General features: G+C 67.2%; 14 protein-coding genes, 2 pseudogenes and 1 riboswitch. Of the genes and pseudogenes, 10 read left to right on the forward strand and 6 right to left on the reverse strand.

Translation table 11 applies throughout. The features are described from left to right. Nucleotides 1-122 precede the first annotated feature (122 nt). Nucleotides 123-206, forward strand: a riboswitch (cyclic di-GMP riboswitch). Nucleotides 207-266: 60 nt separating this feature from the next. The 6 genes from QOL99_RS02320 (at nt 267) to QOL99_RS02345 (ending at nt 10,455) form a co-directional block, all read left to right on the forward strand. After that, a complete protein-coding gene (locus QOL99_RS02320; RefSeq protein ID WP_285521008.1) occupies nt 267-749 on the forward strand; it encodes a hypothetical protein in 483 nt (160 codons plus the stop codon). Nucleotides 750-757: 8 nt separating this feature from the next. Next, nucleotides 758-2,266: a hypothetical protein gene (locus QOL99_RS02325; protein WP_285521009.1), complete on the forward strand. Its 1,509-nt coding sequence runs from the start codon at nt 758-760 to the stop codon at nt 2,264-2,266. A gap of 83 nt (nt 2,267-2,349) precedes the next feature. After that, the gene (locus QOL99_RS02330; protein WP_285521010.1) at nt 2,350-3,774 is read left to right on the forward strand and encodes a hypothetical protein; all 1,425 of its coding nucleotides are present in this window, start codon (nt 2,350-2,352) and stop codon (nt 3,772-3,774) included. Nucleotides 3,775-3,854: 80 nt separating this feature from the next. Next, on the forward strand, nt 3,855-5,669 hold the full coding sequence (locus tag QOL99_RS02335) for an isopeptide-forming domain-containing fimbrial protein (RefSeq protein ID WP_285521011.1): 1,815 nt from the start codon (nt 3,855-3,857) through the stop codon (nt 5,667-5,669). Next, entirely contained in the window at nt 5,660-8,857 is a 3,198-nt protein-coding gene (locus tag QOL99_RS02340; RefSeq protein WP_285521012.1) for a hypothetical protein, read from the forward strand. Before QOL99_RS02335 ends, QOL99_RS02340 begins: the two co-directional genes overlap by 10 nt. After that, complete coding sequence (locus QOL99_RS02345; protein WP_285521013.1) at nt 8,854-10,455, forward strand: DUF7933 domain-containing protein; 1,602 nt, start codon at nt 8,854-8,856, stop codon at nt 10,453-10,455. The genes QOL99_RS02340 and QOL99_RS02345 overlap by 4 nt, the downstream gene beginning before the upstream one ends. 195 nt (nt 10,456-10,650) lie before the next feature. On the opposite strand, the gene QOL99_RS02350 is transcribed toward QOL99_RS02345, so the two are convergent. Beyond that, complete coding sequence (locus QOL99_RS02350) at nt 10,651-11,799, reverse strand: RNA-guided endonuclease InsQ/TnpB family protein (RefSeq protein WP_285521014.1); 1,149 nt, start codon at nt 11,797-11,799, stop codon at nt 10,651-10,653. A gap of 53 nt (nt 11,800-11,852) precedes the next feature. On the opposite strand from QOL99_RS02350, the gene QOL99_RS02355 reads away from it, so the two are divergent. Next, nucleotides 11,853-12,056 carry a hypothetical protein gene (locus QOL99_RS02355; RefSeq protein ID WP_285521015.1) on the forward strand — a complete coding sequence of 68 codons (204 nt, stop codon included), beginning with the start codon at nt 11,853-11,855 and terminating at the stop codon, nt 12,054-12,056. Between the two features lie 65 nt (nt 12,057-12,121). On the opposite strand, the pseudogene QOL99_RS02360 reads toward QOL99_RS02355, so the two are convergent. From QOL99_RS02360 to QOL99_RS02365, 3 genes and pseudogenes are all read right to left on the reverse strand, one after another. Beyond that, nucleotides 12,122-13,318: pseudogene (locus QOL99_RS02360) on the reverse strand (IS4 family transposase); the annotation flags it as partial. Nucleotides 13,319-13,321: 3 nt separating this feature from the next. After that, a pseudogene (locus QOL99_RS17940) lies at nt 13,322-13,498 on the reverse strand (IS4/Tn5 family transposase DNA-binding protein); the annotation flags it as partial. 353 nt (nt 13,499-13,851) lie between these two features. Continuing rightward, nucleotides 13,852-14,265, reverse strand: coding sequence for a uracil-DNA glycosylase (locus QOL99_RS02365; protein WP_285521017.1), 414 nt, complete (start codon nt 14,263-14,265; stop codon nt 13,852-13,854). A 431-nt stretch (nt 14,266-14,696) separates the two neighbouring features. On the opposite strand from QOL99_RS02365, the gene QOL99_RS02370 reads away from it, so the two are divergent. Genes QOL99_RS02370 through QOL99_RS02380 form a run of 3 tightly spaced genes read left to right on the forward strand, consistent with a single transcriptional unit; the run spans nt 14,697 to nt 18,110 of the window. After that, nucleotides 14,697-15,785 carry a S8 family peptidase gene (locus tag QOL99_RS02370; RefSeq protein WP_285521018.1) on the forward strand — a complete coding sequence of 363 codons (1,089 nt, stop codon included), beginning with the start codon at nt 14,697-14,699 and terminating at the stop codon, nt 15,783-15,785. Nucleotides 15,786-15,834: 49 nt separating this feature from the next. Continuing rightward, entirely contained in the window at nt 15,835-17,295 is a 1,461-nt protein-coding gene (locus tag QOL99_RS02375; protein WP_285521019.1) for an O-antigen ligase family protein, read from the forward strand. Next, complete coding sequence (locus QOL99_RS02380; protein ID WP_285521020.1) at nt 17,292-18,110, forward strand: hypothetical protein; 819 nt, start codon at nt 17,292-17,294, stop codon at nt 18,108-18,110. Before QOL99_RS02375 ends, QOL99_RS02380 begins: the two co-directional genes overlap by 4 nt. Here QOL99_RS02380 and QOL99_RS02385 read toward each other — a convergent pair. Next, nucleotides 18,082-18,810: an SDR family oxidoreductase gene (locus QOL99_RS02385; RefSeq protein WP_285521021.1), complete on the reverse strand. Its 729-nt coding sequence runs from the start codon at nt 18,808-18,810 to the stop codon at nt 18,082-18,084. The two genes, QOL99_RS02380 and QOL99_RS02385, sit on opposite strands and share 29 nt — an antisense overlap. Then, complete coding sequence (locus QOL99_RS02390) at nt 18,810-20,633, reverse strand: polysaccharide biosynthesis protein (RefSeq protein ID WP_285521022.1); 1,824 nt, start codon at nt 20,631-20,633, stop codon at nt 18,810-18,812. Before QOL99_RS02390 ends, QOL99_RS02385 begins: the two co-directional genes overlap by 1 nt. Between the last annotated feature and the right edge of the window lies 1 nt (nt 20,634).

Here is a 20,634-nt window from a genome sequence, read left to right on the forward strand (position 1 = left end):
CAGTCACAGCTCGGCAGCCTATCAGCGTTAAGTTGCCAGAACCGGCGAACGGGTGTTTCTCTACATGAGATCTAGATGAGGAACGCAGTAAGATTCAGGGGATTTCCTTTGATCTACGTTGGTCCGAGTTTCGAGGCTGTGAAGCGTACCGCCTATCCGGGCACCTGCTGTACGCTGAGCCAGTGGTGCGACCGACGAAGCAGATGGCGAGACCCGTATGGGCGCTGTCTGGTTTTCGTTGGTCTTTTTCTGTTCTAGGAGTCACTATGAAACGCCTTCGCAGCTCCCTCGGTCTGTCTCTTCTCTCCACCGCCGCCGCGGTCACGCCGGTCCAGCCCGCGCAGCCGGTGCTGACGATGCAGCGCGTCACCACCACCACGGTCGCGGGCAAGAGCGTGGAGCGCCTGGAGGTCACCCAGACGACCCGTCCCGGGGATCTTCTGCAGGTCAGCAGCACCCTCAAGCTGACGGGCAAGGAGAAGGGTGCGCGCTTCACCGTGCCCATCCCCGCCAACACCACGTACGTCTCCGGGAGTGCCCGCGCGAGCACGGGCGTCAAGGTCAGCTACGCGCTGGACGCCAAGGGCCCCTTCAGCGCGCGGCCGATGAAGAAAGTCACGGTCCAGGAAGACGGCAAGACCGTCACCCGGGAGGTGGCGGCTCCCCAAAACGAGTACCGGGCCGTCCGCTATGACCTGTCTGGGGTCCAGGGCACCGTCACGGTCGCGCACCGCATTCGCGTCAACTGAGCTTGCGGATGAAGAAATTCCTGCTCACGGCCCTGCTCTTCACCAGCGGTTCCCTGGCCCTCGCGGTGGGGGCGCCTGCCGGCACCACCATCAGCAACACCGCCACGCTCGACCTGAACGACGGCGTCACCTCCCGCACCCTGACCTCCAATACCGTCAACGTCAACGTGCAACAGGTGTACAGCGTCACTGTCACGCCGAACGGCACGACCGCCGCTCCTGGACAGACCGTGCCCGTCCAAGCTGGAACCACCGGAACCTTGACCTACACGGTGACCAACACCGGCAACGGCCCCGACAGCATCAATCTGGCCGCCCTCACCGCCAACGCCACGGCGCAGGGAAGCAGCATCGCCGGGATCTATCTCGACAACCCCACCAGCGGCACGGTGGGCAGCTACGATGCGGGCGACACCCCCGTCACCAGCCTGACCAACGTGCCCGCGGACGGCACCCGCACCGTTTTCGTGCGCTACACCGTGCCTGCAGGCACGGGTGGGGGCAGCGCCGCCGGCAGCGCGCACCAGCTCAACCTCACGGCCACCTCGGCGGGCGACGCTGGCAAGACCGACACCGACAACGTCGGGCAGCTGACCGTGGAACGCACCATCGACTTGGCGCTCGCCAGTACCCAGACGAAAACCGTCGCGGCCGGGGGCAGCGTCAGTTTCACGGACACCCTGACCAACACCGGCAACACCACCCTGACGGCGGCCGAGATCACCACCAGCACCACGGTCGCCACCACCCTGAAGGGCACCAGCATCGCTGACACGGCCTTCACGACGGCCTACAGCGTGACGGGTCCGGGCGGCACCTTCACGGGCAGCGCGCTCGACCCCCTGATCGACAACGCAGTCGGCACCGGCCTGGCCAGTGGGAGCGCCCTGACCATCACCGTGACGGTGACCCCCGCGCTCACTACCCTCGACGCCAGCCAGGTGGCCCTGACCTTCAAGGCCTACAGCCCCGTGACGAGCGGCGCCGTCAACAACGCCCCCGACGGCGACCCCCAGGCCACCATCACCAACACCGCCCTGCTGCAGCGGGGAGTGGCCGAGGTCACCAAGACCGTCGCCAAGTGCACCAGCAGCACGGCCTGCCCTGCCCGCACCGCCGCCGGAACGGCCGACGTCAGCGCCAAACCCGGCGAGTACGTCGTGTTCTACCTCGGGGCCACCAACAGCGGCAGCGGCACCCTCACCAACGTCCGACTCAGCGACCTTCTGCCCGCCAACTTCATCATCACCCAGGTCGGAGCGACCACCAGCTTCGGCGGCGTGCTGAAGTTCTCGAAGGACGGCACCACCTGGAGCACCGAGGTCAGCAGTCTCGGCACCTTCACCGGTGGCTCCGACCGGCTCTACGTCGCCGTGGAGAATGGCGGGAGCAACACGACCATCGATCCCTCCGATACCTTCGCCGCCGGCGGCACCCTGCGTCTCAAGATTGTCGGCTACGTGCGGGACGGCACCACAACTGGAGGCACCCCTGCCCGGAACGACGACGGCCTGTAAGACGACCGCAATACCCCGCACGCTTTTCTGAGACGCCAAGCCCCACGGCCCCTTTGATCTTGCCCTCTCCCCTGGAGTTCACCATGAAGAAGCTGCTTATCACTGCCCTGCTCGCCGCCGCCACCAGCGCCCTCGCCGCGGGGGCCCCCGCCGGCAGCACCATCAGCAACACCGGTCTGTTCGAGTACACCGACGTGAATGGCCAGACGGCCAGCGAAAGCACCACGCCGGTAAACGTCACCGTCAGCCAGGTGTACGACCCGAACGTCAGCCCGAACGGCACGGTGGCTCAACCCGGTCAGACGGTCACGGCCGGGCCGGGGGCCACCGCCACCCTGACCTACACGGTGACGAACAACAGCAACGGTACCGACACCCTCAACCTCACGGTGATCGATCCTGTGACCGGCAGCCCGCTGACGGCGACCATCTACCTCGATGACGGCGACGGCGTATTTGGCCCCGGCGACACGGTGGTGACCAGCCTGCCGAACCTGGACGCGGACGAGAGCCAGACGGTCTTCGTGCGCTACACCGTCCCCTCCAACGCTTCCGGCAACCAGATCACCTACGTCGACCTCGTGGCCACCAGCGCCGGCGACACGGGCCAGAAGGATCAGGGCAACGTCGGAGCCATCACGGTCAACTCCATCCTGAGCTTCACGCTGGAGGGCGACAACACGATCAACGCCACCCCCAACGCGGCCGTGACGGTGACCCACACCCTGACTAACACCGGCAACACGCCCATCGTGGCCGCCAACCTAGTCGCGACGACGACCCTCAACACGCCCAGCGTCGGGGTGACCTACACCGTCGTGAACAACGGCACCGGCACTTCCGTCAGCAACACCGATCTGCAAGCGGCGCTGCGCGCGGCGGGTGACCTGGCCGCCGGACAGACCTACACCATCACCGTGACCTACACGCCGGCCGTGGGCACCACGAACGGCCAGGGCTTCACCAACACCCTGACGGTGTACTCGAACGTGGCCGACTCCTCGACCTACGACAACCGCGTCGAGCAGGGACAGGCCGTCAGCGACACCGACACCATCACCGTTCAGCGCGGCATCGCCAGCGTCAGCAAGGTGGTCGAGAATTGCAGCACCGACGCCAGCTGCGCGGCCCCGACCCTGAACGCGTCCACCGCCAAGCCCGGCGACTACCTGCGCTACACCGTGACGGTGACGAACACCGGCTCGGCCGCGCTCCGCTTCCCCACGCTGCGCGACTACGTCCCTGTGAACACCGTGTTCGGCTCGGTGAGCGGCAGCACCACCCAGCCCAGCGCCGACGTGCTGTTCAGCAACACCCGCCTGGCCTGGAACAACATCACTCCCACGGCCCTGGCCACCACCACCAACCCGGCGAATGGCCCCTTCGTGTACGTGGGCCTGGACTCGGACGGCAACGGCACGGTCGATGACAACGACCTGCTCCAGCCCAACCAGACCCTGCGCATGGTGCTGATTGTCAAGGTCCGCGACACGGGCACCAGCAACTAATCCCCCGCTCCCCGTGCAGGCAGGGCTGACCCCATACGGGGAACTCCCTGCCTGCACCGCTATGAGGAACCCCGACATCCATGACCAGAACCTCCCTGCTGACGTTGCTCCTCCCGCTGCTGCTCGCGGCCGGAACGCCTCCCGGCGTGGTGATCGAGAACACGGCCACGTATGAGGACGCCGCCGGAAGCGTGCCCAGCAACACCGTGCGCGTCACCGTGCAGGAGGTGTGTGCGGCCACCCTGACGCCCACCCTGACCGAACGCACGGCCCGCCCGGGCGACCCGGTCACCGCCGCCCACACGCTGACCAACACTGGCAACGCCCGCCGGACCTTTCCCCTGCAAGCCCGCCTCGACGGCGAGGGCACCGTCAACGTCACCGTGGACGGCAACGGCAACGGGCAGCCGGACGAGGCCCCCGCCCGCGAGGTCACCCTGGACCCTGACGGGTCGGCGCAGGTCCTGCTGACGGTGGTGCCGCTCAGCAGCGGCCTGGTCACCGGCACGCTCCTGAGCGGCTGTGACGGAACGCTCGGCGCGGCGCTGCGGGTGCGGTCGCAGGTGGGGGCGCCGCTGATCACCAAGGCAGTGGAGGGGGACCTCACCGCGGAAGCGGGGGACACCGTGCGGTACCGCCTGGAGGTGACCAACCCCGAGCGGATCGCCATGTCCGGCGTACAGATCGAGGACGTGCTGAGCGCGGGGCTGACCTACGTGGCGGTCGAGGGGGGCGCCGAGGGCGTGCTCACCGAGGCGCTGGACGGGGGCCGCACCCGCGTGACCTGGCGCACCGACCTGGCCGCCGGAGAGACGCGGGTCTACACGGTCGTGACCACAGTCGCCGCCTCGGTGCCCGACGACACGGAGATCGAGAATACGGCCGTGGCCACCGGGGAGGGGGGCAGCACCCGCAGCACACCACCCGCGATCATCCGGGTCTTTACCAGCCGCCTGCTCATCACCAAGGCCGCCTCCAGCGGGACGGTCGATGCGGGCGGCCTGATCGGCTACACCGTCACCGTCACCAACCCGGCCGACACGACCCTGAGCAGCACCGTCGTGACGGACGTACCGGACCGTCGGCTCACGGTGCTGCTGGACAGTGTCAAGGTCAACGGGCAGGCCACTCCCGCAACCCTCGCCGGCGGCCGGCTGACTGTCCCGGTCGGTATCCTCGCCCCGAAAGCGGGGGCGACCATCACCTACAACGCCCACGCCCCCCTTACCAGCGACGGCACGCCGCTGAACAACGCGGTCAGTGCGGCCGCGCTGGGCAAACAGGGCCGGGTCGTGGCGGTGGTGAACAGCAACGTCGCGACCGCACAGGTGACGCTGCGCTCCCGCCTGAGCACCTCGGGCAATGACATCGTGGGCCGGGTCTATGTGGACCGCGACGGCAACGCCCGGTTCGACGCCGGCCGGGACACGCCCGTGGCGCGCGCCCGGGTCCTGCTGGCGGGAGGCCGCGAGGCCCTGACCGACGCCTCCGGGCTGTACAGCTTCCGGGACGTGCCCGCCGGCCTGCACGCGCTGCGCCTCGATCCCCGCAGCGTGCCCTACCGCCTTCCGACCCCTGCCCAGGCCGGGCAAGGTCTGAGCGGTCCGGGCACGGCCCCGGTGCAGGTGCTCGCGCTCACCGTGCAGGACTTTCCCCTGTTGCCTAATACGCTGACGCTGGCCTGGCAGTGGACGGTCCAGACGGAGCACGCCGACGTGACCGTGGAACCCGGGCCTTACCAGACGCTGGTGCGGGTGCGCAACCGCCGCCCTGCCCCGACTTGCCTGACGCTGGGCCCGTTGCTCCCCCTGGTCCAGCTGCCCAGCGAGGCGGGCCACGAGATGATCCTCCCCGGCACGCCCGACCTTCGTCCCCAGGAGACGCCATGTCCTTAAGCCGTCACGCCCTGCTGCTCGGGGCCCTGCTGCTCGGCGGGGCCGGGCAAGCCCAGGAAGGCCCGGAAGACCGGGCCCTGCCTGCTCAGGACGCACCTGCCGCCCTTCCCCAAGCCCAGGCCATCACGCTCACCTTTACCCTGCCGGACCGGGTGCAGGAGGTCCTGATCCGGGTGCCCACCCCGGTCGTGCCCGGCAGCGTGCAGGTCAATGGGCAGGCCGCAGCCGATCCCGAGATGGGTGAGGCGGGCAGCCTGTTTCGGCTCTCTCAGCCCGGAATCACCCTGACCCTGCGCTTTAGCGTGGCGGAGGTCGGCGTGGTTCAGGCCCCGGACGTGGCCGTCCTCTACGAGACAGGGCTCAGTGAGACGCTGGGCGGCACGCTGACGTACACGCCCGGCAAACCCAGTGCCCCAGCAGTTCCGCTGCGCGAAGGCCTGATTCGCTCGCCCGCTCAGGGCGCGGTGCTGAGTGGCCGCAGCAGCGTGAACGTGCTGACCCGCACGGCCCTGGACGCGGACCTGAGCCTCCGGGTCAACGGGGTGGCCGTTTCCGAGAGCCAGATCGGCCGCCGGGTGGACGACCCGAATGCCGAAGAAACCACCCGGGAGTTCATCGGGGTGAACTTGAAACCCGGCATCAACACCCTGACGGCCGAAAGCGGCGGCGTTACTGACACCCTCACTGTGCAGGTGGCGGGCAGCGCCCAGGGGGCCCGGGCGAAGAACGTCCGGGCGGTCGCCGACGGGTATACCCCGGTCAAGCTCGCGGTCGAGGTCGTGGACGCCCAGGGACTCCCCACGGTGGTGCCGACCGTCACGGTGGAGAGCGCCGGAGCCTTGCGGCTCACCACGCCCGATGCAGACCTGGCCCAGTCCGGGCACCAGATCGCCGTGGTGGGTTCGGAGGCCCTCCTGACCTTCGCGCCGCGAAGCACGCCGGGAAGCACCCAGGTCATCCTCAACGTGAATGCCCACCCGGTCACGCTGCCCCTCACGGTGCTGGCCACCACGCGCCGCACGGTGGTGGGTGTGGCGTCGGCGACCTTCCAGGTCCCGGACGGCCGGCTCGAGGCCCAGGGAGAAGCGCGCTTTACCGTCGAGGCCCCCATTCAGGGCGGGCAGCTCACGGTCAATGTCGACTCCAGCGGGGCCCACACCGACATCCCCGCAGACACGCGGTTTCCGTCCCTGGGGGACAGCGGGCAAAGCGGGCGGCCCCTCGAGGCGGATGGGGTGTTCGCCGCCCGCTACGACCATCCCCTCTTCACGGCCCTGTATGCACGGAATGCGGCGCAGGACCCGGTCTTTGCCTCTCCCGACAGCGGCGACACCCTGAGGGTCACCACCCAGGGCCAGACGCGCGTGACGGCCTACCTCGCGCCCTTCGCCGGCAACACGCTGGAAGTCGAACTGCCGCTGACCGGCACCCGAATCGCCCGTCTTCCCCTTTCCCTGGATCCCCTGCGCGTGCGCCTCTTTCTGCGCACCACGCGGCAGGGGGTGAGCACCGAAGAGGAACTGCAGCGCGGTCAGGACTTCGTGATCGATGACGCAGGCAACGTCACCTTCGCCCGCCCGCTGCCCCCTGCCCCTGGTCCCGACGTGGACGTGCGCCTCCTGGTCCGCGGGCCCAGTGCGGACCACAGCCTCAACCCAGCCGGCCTGCTCGCGGTGAGCCGGGACGTGAGCTGGGGCGAGGCGCAGGGCACGCTGAGCGCGGGCGTACACGCCAGCGCCACCGACGTGACCCTGGGAGCGCGGCTGAACGTGGCCGACGGCTCCGGGCCCCTCACGTACCGGGCCGAGGCGGCCGCGGCCGTGACGCCGGGGGACCGCCTGACCCGGGCCCAGCTGCAAGCAGACGGCGCGGCCCCGGCCTTTGGCGTCACCTGGGCGCTGAGTGCGGCCCACGAGGACGTGGGCTACCAGGGACAGGGCGGCACCGGGCAAGCCGGGCAGAGCCTCGCGGGCTCAGTGACCCGCAAGGTCACCTCGCAGTTTGGCGTCCGGGCCGACGTCCAGGCGCAGCGCACTTCCCAGGGCAGCGGGGCGCGCGCGGGCCTCACCGCGGAGTACAGCCCGTCGGCCCGCTGGCAGTTCACGGGCGGCGTCTTCAGCGGCACCGGTACCCTGGAGGGCACCGGGATCAATGCCGGTGTGCGCTGGAAAGAGGGGCCCTACAGCGCCCGGCTCGACGCCCAGCAGAACGTCACGACCGGGTCGGGTCTGTACAGCGCTCAGGTCAGCCGCCTGGTGCCGCTGCCGCAGGGCACGCCTCCCGGCGCCGAGCTCGCGGTCGGGGCCCGCGTCACCGCCGCCGTGCAGGACGGGGACATCCAGGTGACCAGCGGCGCGGTCCTGAGCGGACGGGCCGGCCCCTACACAGCCACCCTCGAATACGCCCTGCCGAGTGTAGGCGGGGAAGAGGGGCAGGCGCGCGGCAGCGTACAAGCGACGTTCCCGCTGCGTCCGGGCCTGAATCTGGGCGCCCAGGTCAGTGCTGCTCCGGACGTGCAGCAGGGCAGCGTGGACCTGCGCCTCAACACCCCGCGGACCGTGGCGACCGCCAGCGTGGATGTGAGCCGCAGCGCGGCCGGGGCCCAGCCGGGCGTGAGTACTGCCGCCCGCTTCTCCGTGAGCCATGCCCTGCGCCCTGCGCCCACCCCTTTCGGGCTCACGGCCGACGGCCTCAGCGTCCTGACTCCGGGCGGCGCGGGACACCGCTACAGCGCGGGCCTGACCTACCGGGGCGAAGACGTCCAAGCGGCGGCCTACCTGCGCTACCGCGCCGGCGTGCTGACCGCGCTCCAGACCGGTCAGGAACTCGGCGCGGAACTGAACCTGACCTACCACACCCCCCAGACCCAGACCCGGGGCCAACTCGCCCTCAAGGCGGTGCCCGGTGACCCACAGAGCCTGACGGCCCAGGGGATCCTCGCGGGCCAGTACTGGCTGACCCCCAACCTGGGCGTCGGCGCGGCCTACCGCGGCCTCTATCAGCCGGCCACGCAGGCGGCCGCCCACGCCTTCGGGATCGAGAGCACCTACCGCATCCTTCCGGAGGCTGGCCTCACCCTGGGCTACAACTTTGGCGGCTTTCCGTCACTGACGGCCGAGCCCACCCGGCCGGGCGCCTACCTGCGACTGGACTTCGTGTTCGACGACTTCTCGGGGGACCGCAAATGAAACGTTTTTGGACGCGCCTGCTGGGCCTGGCGGCCTGCCTGTCGGGTGGAGGTCTGGCGGCGAGTGGCTGCACCAGCCTGTACGCGACGACGACCAGTGGTAGCACGGCGCAACTCAGCTTCGTGAACACCGTCGCCCAGACCATCCAGCCTGTCTATCAGGCGGCCGCTTCGGTGACCGCCATCAATGGACTGGCTCTGAATCCGGTGACGGGCGATCTTTACTGGATCAACCGAACAGGCACGTCGAACATTCTGAATGTGTACGATACCCAGACGCAGACCAACACGGTCGTGGGAAGCCTTGCCCTCCCGGCTGAGGGGGCCGTGAACATCGGGGCTACCTTTGACAATTCCACGGGCACGCCGCGCCTCTTTCTGCTGTACAGCAACTATCAGGCGCACGAAGTCAACCTGGCCACGTCCACCTACCGCACGCTGACCATCAATCTTCCTGGCGGGTACAGCAAGCGGACCAGTACCAGTGGGGACATCATTTTCGTGGGCACGACCTTGTACGCGGTGATGGATGCCAATACAAGTGAGACATCCGGAGTTTACTACTTCACCCTCGGTGCGCCGACAGCCACGGCGACGACCCTCACCGCCAGTGACCCGGTTCGGCTCAGGACGAGCAGCGGGTTTATTACGGTGAATACCGTCAACGGGATTGCCATCAACGGCGCGGACAACACCACCTATGTTTCCCACAGCGACGGTGGAAACTTCGTTGGAAGGCTCACGACGGGCACAGGGACTGTCGTCAACTTTCCCAGCACGACCAACGCGCCCAGCGACCTGTCCGACTGCAACAATGTTCCTGCAGTCCCGACGATCAGCAAAACCTTCAGTTCAGGCAGTGTCATCCAGGGGGAAGACACGACCGTGACCCTCACCATCGGCAACAGCAATCCCAGCCCGTTCTTTCTCGAATCGGCCCTGACGGACACGCTGCCGGCGGGTGTCGTGGTGGCCAGTTCACCGGCTGCGACCACAACCTGCACACAAGCCTCGAGCAGCGCGGCGCAGACCATCACGGCGGTCGCTGGAACGGGCAGTTTCAGTCTCCCCGCCAACACCCGGATTCCGGCTGGGGGCTGCACGGTCCGCGTCAACGTGACAACGACCTCCACCGGCTCCAAAGTGAACTCCCTCCCCGTGGGCAGCGTGGACACCACTGCTGGCTCCAACACAGCCGAGGCCAGAGCGACCCTGACAGTCAATGCCCATGTTACGGGTACCCTGCAAAAAACCCAGCGCAACGTCACCCAAGGAGGGACGGCGGGGACCGCGGACGTGGGCGGTCGGCCGGGCGACGTGATCGAGTACTGCCTCACGGCGACCCACCCAGGCACAGGCGTCGCCGACGCGACGGTCGCCAATCTCAAGGACACCCTGGCCAGCACCCTTACCCCCATCCCCGGAGCCTACGGGGGCAAGGACGTACAGCTGACCAAGGGCACCACCGTCACCACCCTGACCTTCGCTGCCGGCGACGACGCTGCCGCCCTGTCCGGGCGGACCCTGACGGTCGACATCCTGCCCTGGGGCAGCAGGAACCCAACGGCCCGGGTGTGTTTCCAGGCCAGGGTGAGCTGAGCACCGTCGCCGAGGCTCGGGAGAGGAGAATGACGGTGGCCGGGAAAGCCCAGTGGCGCGTTCAGCCGCCGCGGCCTGACCCTGGCCACCCTGCTTGCCCACTCTTCAATTCAGTGGCCTTTAGCTGGCCCCTATGTGGGCGGGGAGGTCCTGCTTGACACTCCCACGGATGAATCCGTGGGATTCTGGTTCTCGCTACGCCAGCCCTTTCGGACTGGTTTCACTTACCCAGCTTTGGGGTGTGCCATGCACCCCGCCCGCCGCAACATGAAGCTCCAGCGGGCAGGCCATCCCCTCCCACGCACCGATATTTCTAGCGGCGTTGTGGTCGGAGTGGCCCCGGTATCCGCATCTCTCGCACTTGAAATCATGGCGCTGCCGCTCACCGATGGCCCCGCACTTGCAGCACGTCTTGGACGTGTACTGCGGCGGCACCTTCTCCACCGCGACTCCGCTCAAACCCGCCTTGTACAGAATCTTCTGCTCAAGGTCGTAGTACGGCCAGTAGTCCCGGTTGTGGGCGGCATTGCGCTTCACTCCCCTGGGCTGCTTGCTGGTACGGATGCCCGACAAGTCCTCCAGGCGAATCCCACACCCATGCTGACGGGCGTAGGCCACGACTTCCTTGCTGATGATGTGGTTGATGTGCCTCACCGTCCGGGCTTCCTTCTGCTCCAGACGCTTCACCGTCTTCAGCTTCCCCGCTTTTTGCAGTCTGCGCCGCTTGGCGGCGTAGTGCTTGCGAATCTGCCGGATACGGGCGAACGTCCAGAACTTCGGAGTCCCTTCGGGCGTTGCTGCTACGGCAAGGTGGTTCTGGCCCCTGTCCACCCCGATAAAGCGGGTGGTCTGCGGCGGGTCGGGAACGTCCCAACTCACCGAAATGCAGGCGTACCAGACGCCGCGCTTGGAACGGGTCAGCCGCAGCGTGCCCTGTTTGGCCTCGCCGCTGAGAATCCGCTCCAGCACCTCACCGTGTTTGCTCTGATGGACGGTCAGAGGAATCCGCTTCTTCACGCCGCGCAGCAGTCCGAACCCAACCGAGTAGGTGTCCCCGACTTTATGGAGCGTCCAATTTTGGTTGTTCGTCTCCAGGGGCACAAGGCGGAAGTGTTTGGCCTTCTTCTTGGCGTTCACGTTGCGGATGGTCTGGTTCATCCAGGCCGAGCCAATCTCAACGTGCCCAAAAGCGGCAGTGGTCAACTTGCGCCGCACCTCATGGGGCAGCCCAAGAATCCCGTTGGCAACTTCGGTGTTGAGGGCTTGCAACCGCTCAAACTCCCCCGCCTTGACCGTGTTCAAGTCGAGGAACGGGAGCTTGAGGGTGAGGGTTGCCGTAGCCACGTTCTGACTCTAACAGAACTTGCGAAGGTCTGCAAGATATGGGAGACTGAGGCATGGCAAAGAAGCGGCGGGTCTCGGAAATCGTGGAAGCGGTGCGGGAGTGCCAGTGCCTCAATGACGAAGGCTCCTCCTGGGGGTACAAACTGTTTGCCGGGCTGGAGGCGGAACTCACGCCCGGCGAGCGGCGGCGGGCGAACCAGGTTCTGGAAGGGCTTGGCCTGCCCACGTTCCAGGGCGATGCTTCAGCCCTCGGCTAACCGCTTCAGCATCGCCGCCCTGCGGGCGGCCTGGGTTCTACATCCCACGGTTAAAACCCTGATCGTTACCCACAAGTACCCTGGATGGACTGGGGCGTCCAGGCCAAATCCTGAAGTCGGAGCCAGCCGCGCCACAAGGTCTGCCAGCCGGGTTCGCCGTCTCCTGCTCGTCCGAGAAAACCACCTAACGCTGCCACAGCACGCCAGAATGTACGGAGCTGCACCTCCTCCACCGGCTGTCTCAACCGGGTTGCGATGACTTGCACCAAAGGTGTGGGAACGTAAGACTGCGCTGGCTCATCACCTGCGGAACGCGACGCGTTCCGCAACCACAGGAGTCGTACAGCGACCAACGACAGAAATCCAAGGAGGCGGGTCAGACGTTCGGCCGTCCTGAGCTGTCGATCTTCGATGCGACAGCCTGTTTTTAAGCACTTGTGATAGTCCTCGACCAACCACCTGGACGCATACCACGTGGTTTTTTCCAGAGCTTGATCAATGGTGGTGACGGGCAAGGTGCTCAACAGCACCCATTCCAACTCCTGGCCTCCCGTTGCCAGGTCGTACGCTCGAACGCACCACACCTGCTGAGCCGGATGATGACGCTCTGCTCCATTTTTGGGGGCGTACAGCCACCCCACATCGTAGGCAATCCCCAAGACGACTTCGCATTTGGGCCGCCCCTGCTCGGCGGGGCGTGAGAGCGAGATCGTCGATACCGGGGGATGGCGGCGCATCCAGTCCAAGATTTTGTCGTCCCCCTGGGCTGTGCGGACGCACCGATTCTGGGCCAATCGAATCAGCACGTGCCAGTCGAGTTGCCGAGCAATGCGCAGATAGCTGAACACGTCGCTGCCCCGGTCCCCCACGCTCACCCAAGTACAGCCTGGTGGTGCCGGTCCAATCGCTTGCACTGTTTCGGCCCAGACGTCGTACTCCGTACGACGTTTTGCACGCTCTGAGCGCGTCTCATGGCCCTTGTTGACCGCCGTACGAGTCCACGTCTGTTGCCAAGCCAAGCCGAGAATCTGCGGGACGGCGTCTTTGGTCGTGACGGTCAGGGCGGTATGCACCATTAGACCCTGCCCGTGCGTATCTCCGATGTGCCCCAAGCCGACGGTGGCGGGATGGGCACTGAAATCCAGGGTGGTCGTGTCCTGGATGAACAGCACAGGCCGAGCGGTCTGCTCGGCCTGTGCTCGGGTGTGCTGCCAATGCGCACGACAGACTGACGGGTGGTCGAGTGTTGATCCATCCAAGAGCCGGTAGGCGGCTTTGAGTTCAGCCCAGGTGCCGCATTGTTGCGGAAGTGAGCCCTCTGGACAGGACGCCAGTGCAGTTCCAAGTTGAACCGCACGCCGTGTGCGGCGAGGGTCACCTAGGCGGAGGGTACTCCACTGTTGTTCAGCCCACAGGTAAGGATCGAGCCATTGGGTCTCCATGCCACAGTGTGATCGACTTGTGGGTAACGATCAGGGTTAAAACCGTGGGCTTTCCACCCAGACCCTTTCTCTGTAACTCTGATCCATGACCCTCCTGCCAGTTCCTTTTGGACGACTGCTCGCCGCTTTACATCCGTCCTCTGCCGAGCAGACCGCGGGGGAGCAAGTGGATGATCAGGGCATTCTGGAAGAAGATCTGCCTCCCCCCACCAAGATCAATCCTCTCGACTTTGAGGACGTCCTGCGAGCGCTCGGGTGTGAAGGGTAATTGCATCTCCACTTCCCCCGCGCACCCATCAAGAGCAGAAGCCGCGCGGCGTCCAAGGTCAGGAAGGCTTAGGGCACGCCGTGAATCAGGAGCGGGGCATCAGCCGCGGCAACCGGTCAGGAAACTTCACGGCCACACGGGTCACGCTCAGGGGCGCTGCGGTGGGATCCACCGTGATCCATTGCCCGGCCATAAAGGGTGGACTGGGCTGCAGGTCGATAGCCCGCAGGTGCAAACGCCCCTGAGCCGGCAGGAACACGCACCAGGGATCAGGAGTGCGGAAGACCCGCATCGGAAGGACACTCTGAAGCGCCAGGGTCGTGCCCACCCAGGCCTCTATCAGCAAGCAGGCCTCATCACGCGAGAGATCTGCAGGATCCACATCAATCTGGACCTCGAGTCGGTCCGGTTGACCCTGAATAGAAGTCCACCCAGGCAGCACGTTGCGGTCGCTCACCGCACTGCGAAAACTCACATGATTGGCTGAGGGATTGGTCATCTGTCCACACTACCGCGCGCTGTCCACGCTTCGCTGAGGTTCCTGCGGGCAACGTGAAGGTCCGTCGTCGGTGCCCAGGTCCCCCTGTCATGCACTCTGAGAAGCTGACCTCCTCGCCGCCAGTCCCCTGGAGAGGGAGAACTCCCCTACACTGAGTGGGCCCGTCTTTGGTACGCGCTGACCCCGGAGGTCTTCCCTTGAAGTTCCGTCTTCTTTTCTTGCCTGCCCTGCTGTGTGTGGCCTGCCAGGACCCACGCCAAGGTGGACCCCCTGCTCCCGGCGCCTGCCGTCCGGCTTCGGCCTCCACGGCCAGTGTCCTTTCCCTTCCGGGCACGTTTTCTGGAATGATGGCCAGAACACCCGCCTCAAACTGGTCCATGCCCCGGGTGCCGGGTCAGATGCTCGTTCAGGGACCTGGCCCGGGTACCTCCGTGCTCCAGGCACAGACCTCTCGCCTCGCCAGGGACCTGTGGCTGGTGCACACCCCCGCCGGCATGGCGGATCAGGCGTTTGCCCATCGGCTGGCGCGCGAGGGAGTCCACGTTCAACCGGACTTCCTTTACCACGCCCTCGAGGTCCGCCCGAACGACCCCGGATTTCCGGGCAACGGCGGCATGTCGGGGGGCCCCAACGAGACCCAGACCTACCTCACCCGCATCGGGTTCCCGGAGGCCTGGACCGCGCTGGACGCATGTGGGAAAACGCCGCGTGGCGCCCCCACGGCAGTGCTCGACACCGGTGTGGATGCGGACCATCCGGACCTTGCCGGGCGCCTGAAGGCCACCGTTGACCTCACCGGACAGAACAGCCCGGACACCGACACGTACGGCCACGGCACGACGAGCGTGGGCCTGATCGCGGCCGCGACCAATAACCGGCTGGGGCTGGCCGGCATTACCTGGGAGGGGCAGACCGCGCTGTCGGTCCGGGTCTTCGACCGTCAGGGCTCCGCCAGCACCAGCACACTGGTTCAGGCCCTGCAGTACGCCACGCAGCAGGGTGCCCGCGTGATCAACCTGAGCCTGGGACTGCCGGAAGACCCCGGGGACGCGGCGCTGGATGCGGCGCTTGCCGAAGCAGGCCGCACGGCCGTCCTTGTCGCTGCGGCAGGCAACACCAACGGCACGGGGGTGTACTACCCAGCGAGCCACCCCGCGGTGCTGGCTGTCGGCGCAGTGGGACCGGATCCAGGCGCCCTGGCCTGCTACAGCGCGCGCCCAACCGCCCAGTTTCCCCGCGCCCTCGACCTGGTCGCTCCCGGTGGGGCCGGCAGCACGCTGTGCGCGGGAACCTCAGCCTCAGATGATCTGCTGGTGCTCGTCCCCGGAGGCTATGCCCGGCGTGCTGGCACCAGCCTCGCGGCGCCTCTGGTCAGTGGTGTCGCCTCCCTGATGCGGGCGGCGAATCCCGGGCTGAGCGCCAGCCAGACCCGTGCCCTGCTCGTGGAGTCGGCTGACCGGTCCGGCGGCCTACCCATGCTCGACGCGGAAGCGGCCGTACGGGCCGCCCTGGGTCAGTAATCGGGTGAGTCCGACATCTCCCCCCCGCTGGACCCTGGTCTGGCTGGCCTTGCTGCCTGCTGCGTACGTCCTGTCACCGCTCTCGGTGCTGGCCCTGCCGTGGCTGCGCCGTCTGTCACCCGCCGCAAAGACCCTGCTGCTGCTCTACGCCCTGAGTCAGGTGCTTCCGGCTCTGCTTGCCCCAGAGCCGGTGCTGGCCACCGCGCTGGCCCTGGGACGCACCCTGCTGGTGTTCGGACTTATGGGTGTGGGGACCAGCCTGGGGCAGACGCGGTCCTTTCAGGGAGTGGCGGTGGGCCTCGCTCTCGTCTTCGCCACCGCCCTGGGGTGGAGTGTCCTCGGCGGCGCCGACCTGTTGATCGGGCGCCTGGGCCATCCCTACATGACGCCCATCACGCTCGGCCTCCTGGGGGCTACCGGTGTGTGGCTCTCGGCGCTGGGTGGGGGGGGCTGGTGGCGACTGCCGCTGGGCCTGGGCAGCTTGCTGGTCCTGCTGCTCTCCGGGAGCCGGGGGGCGCTGGCCGCCGCGCTGCTGGGCCTGGGTCTGGGATTCGCCGTTCAAAGTGGTCGGCGCCTCGCGCTGGGGCTGCTGGCCGGCTTGGCCGTCCTCGGCGCGGCGGTCACGCTGGGCAGCCGACTGGATGTCAGCACTCTGACCCGTCTGGTCAGTACCGGGACCACGGGCCGGGACGTCGTGTGGGACCAGACGCTGGAGGTGATTCAGGCGTATCCGCTGGGTGGGGTCGGCAGTTACCGGCTGGGGACGTTCCTCGCGTCCCCAGGCGAATCCTGCCGCCTGTGGAGCCGCCCCGACCAGACAGAACCGTCCTGTCCGGCCTGGGCGGAAGGCCTCGGCAGCCCCTGGCTGATTGCCCACAACGGGGTGTTGCAGCAGTGGGCCGAGACCGGTCCCCTGGGGGTGCTCGGGCTCGTGATGCTGGCGGGGAGCGCACTCGCTGCGGCCTGGACGCGGCGTGACCCACTCGGTGCCGCCCTGCTGGGAGGCCTGCTGCTCACCAACCTGAGCGACAACACCCTGTTGGTCCCTGGACCTTTCGTCGGTGAGCTCTTCTGGATCGTGGCCGGGGTCCAGCTTGCCCACCTGGAGCGCGCCGGCCTGCGGGAAGGACTGACCGCCGCGGGCCTGCTGCTGCTGCTCTCGCTTCCCCTGCTGGCCCGGGCCCTCCCTGCGCCCACCGTGGTCGCCCAGTTGGACACCCTTCAGGCTCCGCAACAGGCACTGAGGACTGAGGACTACACTGCCTTCGTTCGGTTTGGCGTTCCTCCTGGGACATACCGGGCGGTGCTGACCAGTTGCCAGGTGACCTGCGCGACGGTGGACAGCACGCCTTTTACCGCCACGGCACAGGAGGCCCCCATGCTGCGCCTGTCTGGCCCTCTGCGTCCCCTGCCCACCCAGGACCTGGAGCTGCGGCTCTATCCCGGCGAGGCGTCTTTTGGCAGCCGCCCTCTGGGCCGCTACCGCTGGACCGTGGAGGTCCGGCGGTGAGGCTGGCTGTGGGTGCCTGGGCACCGCCCTTGCTGGCGACGCTCCTGCTGGGGACGCTGGCCTTACGACCGCAGGCGACGCCGGGGCTGCCGTTGACCCGGCAGGCACTCACCTGCACGGCCCCACCCACCTTCCGGGTCGGCTACGAATCGGGAGAGGGAGCGCTCCGGCTGGACGGCGGCCAGTACCGCTTTCAGGGAGTCTCCTGGTTGGAGGGGGACCTCTGCGGGCCTGGAACCCTCCTGATCACGGCGGACGGCGAGGTGGCGGAGCAAGAAGCTCCGGTCCTTCAGATCTCGCTGGGGAGGCGGGTCCTGCTCCGTGAGCCCTTCGCCGAGCGCCGCACGGTCCGGGTGGAGGTGCCCTCGGCAGGACGGCTCACGCTGGCCTACCTCAACGACCTCTACCGCTCGGAGGCGCGTGTGGCCACGCTGGAAGGCCTGCGGTTCGAGGGCAGCTGTGAGGCGCTGGACATCGCGGTCCCGCCCGAGACCGGGGGAACCTGGGACCCGGTCCGGAAGACGGTCAGCCTGGTCGCCGCGGTGCCGATGACCGTGGTCCCCTGTGGAGCAGGCGAGTTGCGCCTGCGCACGGTCGGGCAGGCGGCAGGCGGCGCCTTCCCGGTGCTGGAGTTCCGTCAGGGGAAGGAGGTGCAGCGCGTCGCAACTTCGGGGCAGCGGCAGCAGGTCCGGCTCCGCGTCGTGGGGTCTCCCCTCAAGATCACCCTGGTCAATCCTCTCTTCCAGGAACTCGCCGACCGTAACCTGACTGTCCACCAGCTTGAGTTCAGGCCGGACTCTCCCAGCCCGCCCTGAGGGCGGTCCACCGTTCGGTGTTCAGGGAAACGTCGGCCGGCAGCACGACCCGCGCCTCGGCCCGTCGTCCTTCGCGCACGTCCGGGCGGCGTCGCCGGGCGAGGTCGTAGACGCTCTTGCGTTCGGTCGCGACATGCAGGAGGTCGTAGGGGATCTCCGGCGCGTGTCGAACGACCTGCGCGACCAGTGGGGCGATGATGTCCACATAGTCCTGGCTGGTATAGACGTCGCTGAACGCCACCGGATACTGAAACTCGCGGGGCCGGAAGCTGGTCCGCAGAATAAGTCGGTGGCGTGCGGTGCGGGCCGCTTCCTCGGCGACCAGCTTGGTCAGGGCGTAATAGTTCACCACCGGCCCAGGCGGGTCGTCCTCGCGGTAGTCGCCGGTCTCACCGCTAAATACGTAGTCGGTGGAGATGTGGAGCAGCCGAGCTCCCACCTCATTTGCCGCGCGGGCCACCGCGCGGGTTCCCTCCACATTGACCTGCCAGCAGGCCTCGCGCTGTGTCTCCGCACCCCCGACGTCGGTGTACGCCGCGGCATGCACAATCAGGTCCGGAGCTTCCCGCTGCACCACGGCCTGAACCTGGGCGTCTGCAGTGACGTCAAGTTCGCGGCTTGAAGGCGCCACGACTCCTGGCAGCAGCGCCCGCAGTTCGGCTCCGAGGCGCCCGCCCCCCCCCGTCAGCAGGATTCGCATCAGCGTGTGCGCCCGAACATGTTCTCTGGGACCACACGGGCGAGGGTTGCCCGAAGGGCGGCTTCGTCCGCGCGCTCGGCATGCTGCCGCAGGGTGTGCAGTGCCCCGGCGAGGGCCGAGGGTTCGATCTGCTCCAGCCGGGCACTGAAGATCTCGCTGTGGCTCGTGGCCTCGGCCCCCTCGCTGGTTGTCAGGAGTTCCTCATACAGCTTCTCCCCTGGCCGGATGCCGCTGTAGACGACGTCCACGTCGCGTGCTCCACTGAGGCGGATCACGTCGCGAGCCAGATCTGCGATCTTCACCGGCTCTCCCATATTCAGCACATACACCTTGCCGTTCTCCGCCAGGCCACCTGCCTGAATCACCAGCCGGGCCGCTTCGGGAATGGTCATGAAGTAGCGCACCATGTCCGGGTGGGTCACGGTGATGGGTCCACCTGCCCGAATCTGGGTCATGAAGGTGGGCACCACACTGCCCCGGCTCCCCAGTACGTTGCCGAAGCGGACGGACACGAACGCCTGGGACTCCCGTGCCCGCGCCGCGCCCGCGGACACGGCCATCTCGGCCACACGCTTGGAGGCCCCCATCACGCTGGTGGGATTCACGGCCTTGTCGGTGGAGACGTTGACCAAGCGGCTCACGCTGAACTCGAGACACAGATCGACGACGTTCTGCGTCCCGACCACATTGTTCAGGATGGCTTCCGAAGGGGTCTCTTCCATCAGGGGAACGTGTTTGTGGGCCGCGGCGTGAAAGACCACCTCGGGTCGGTACCGCTCGAAGACAGCACGCAGCCGGGCTGCGTCCCGTACGTCTCCGATCAGGCCCACCTGTTTGACTTCCGGCCAGGTTCGCTGCAGCTCCTGCTGGATGGAGAAGATGCTGTTCTCACCCCGGCCGAAGAGCAGCACCGTCGACGGCCTGAAGGCCACCAACTGGCGCACCAGTTCTGAACCGATGCTGCCCCCTGCTCCAGTCACCAGGATCACGCGCCCCTGGAGATAAGAAGCAATTTCACCAGTGTTGAGTTGAACAGGCGGACGCCGCAGCAGGTCCTCGACGTTGACATCCCGGATCTGGTTGATGTTCACGTCCCCGCTGAGAATCTCGAAGACGCCAGGAATGATGCGGTACCGCAGACCCGCGCTCCGCGCCAGCTCCACCACCCGCCGCACGAAGGGACCATCGGCTGAGGGCACCGCGATCAGGAGTTCTTGGGCCTCTTCACGCTTGGCCACCGCGACCAGCTCATCCACTGCCCCGAAGACTGGAAGTCCGACGACCCGGACCCGCTGCTTACTTGATTTGTCGTCGAGAAACCCGATGGGCTCCAGTCCCGCTTCGGGATGCCGCTGCATCTCACGCGCAATGAGCGTCCCGGCATCTCCAGCACCCACAATGAGCACCCGCCGACGTTGCAGTGCGTTCCGACTCCGCGTGCGCTCGTTGGCCAGGCGCGCCGTCAACCGCACGCCACCGGTCAGCAGGAAGCCCAGGACACCGGCCAGTACCGGCACGCTGCGCGGCAATTGCAGCCAGCCCTGGAGGATGAAGCCCAGGGCGAACATCACCAGGGTTGCCAGGGCCACGGCGCGCCCCAGAATCTGGAGGTCCCGCAGGCCGACGCGTTGCCACTCCTGACGGTGCAGACCGTAGTACTTCTCCAGGCCCGACATGACGAGCAGGCTGAGCACACAGTAGGCCCAGACATTGACCGGGATCCCCTGGTCAATCAGGTCCGGCTTCCGGAAGGCGTAGGCCAGAAGACCGGCCAGGCCCCACAGGCCTAGGTCAACCAGAAACTTGATGGTTGTGTGCGGCATG

Origin of the sequence: Deinococcus rhizophilus (assembly GCF_030271215.1) — a bacterium.
GTDB classification, from domain to species: domain Bacteria; phylum Deinococcota; class Deinococci; order Deinococcales; family Deinococcaceae; genus Deinococcus; species Deinococcus rhizophilus.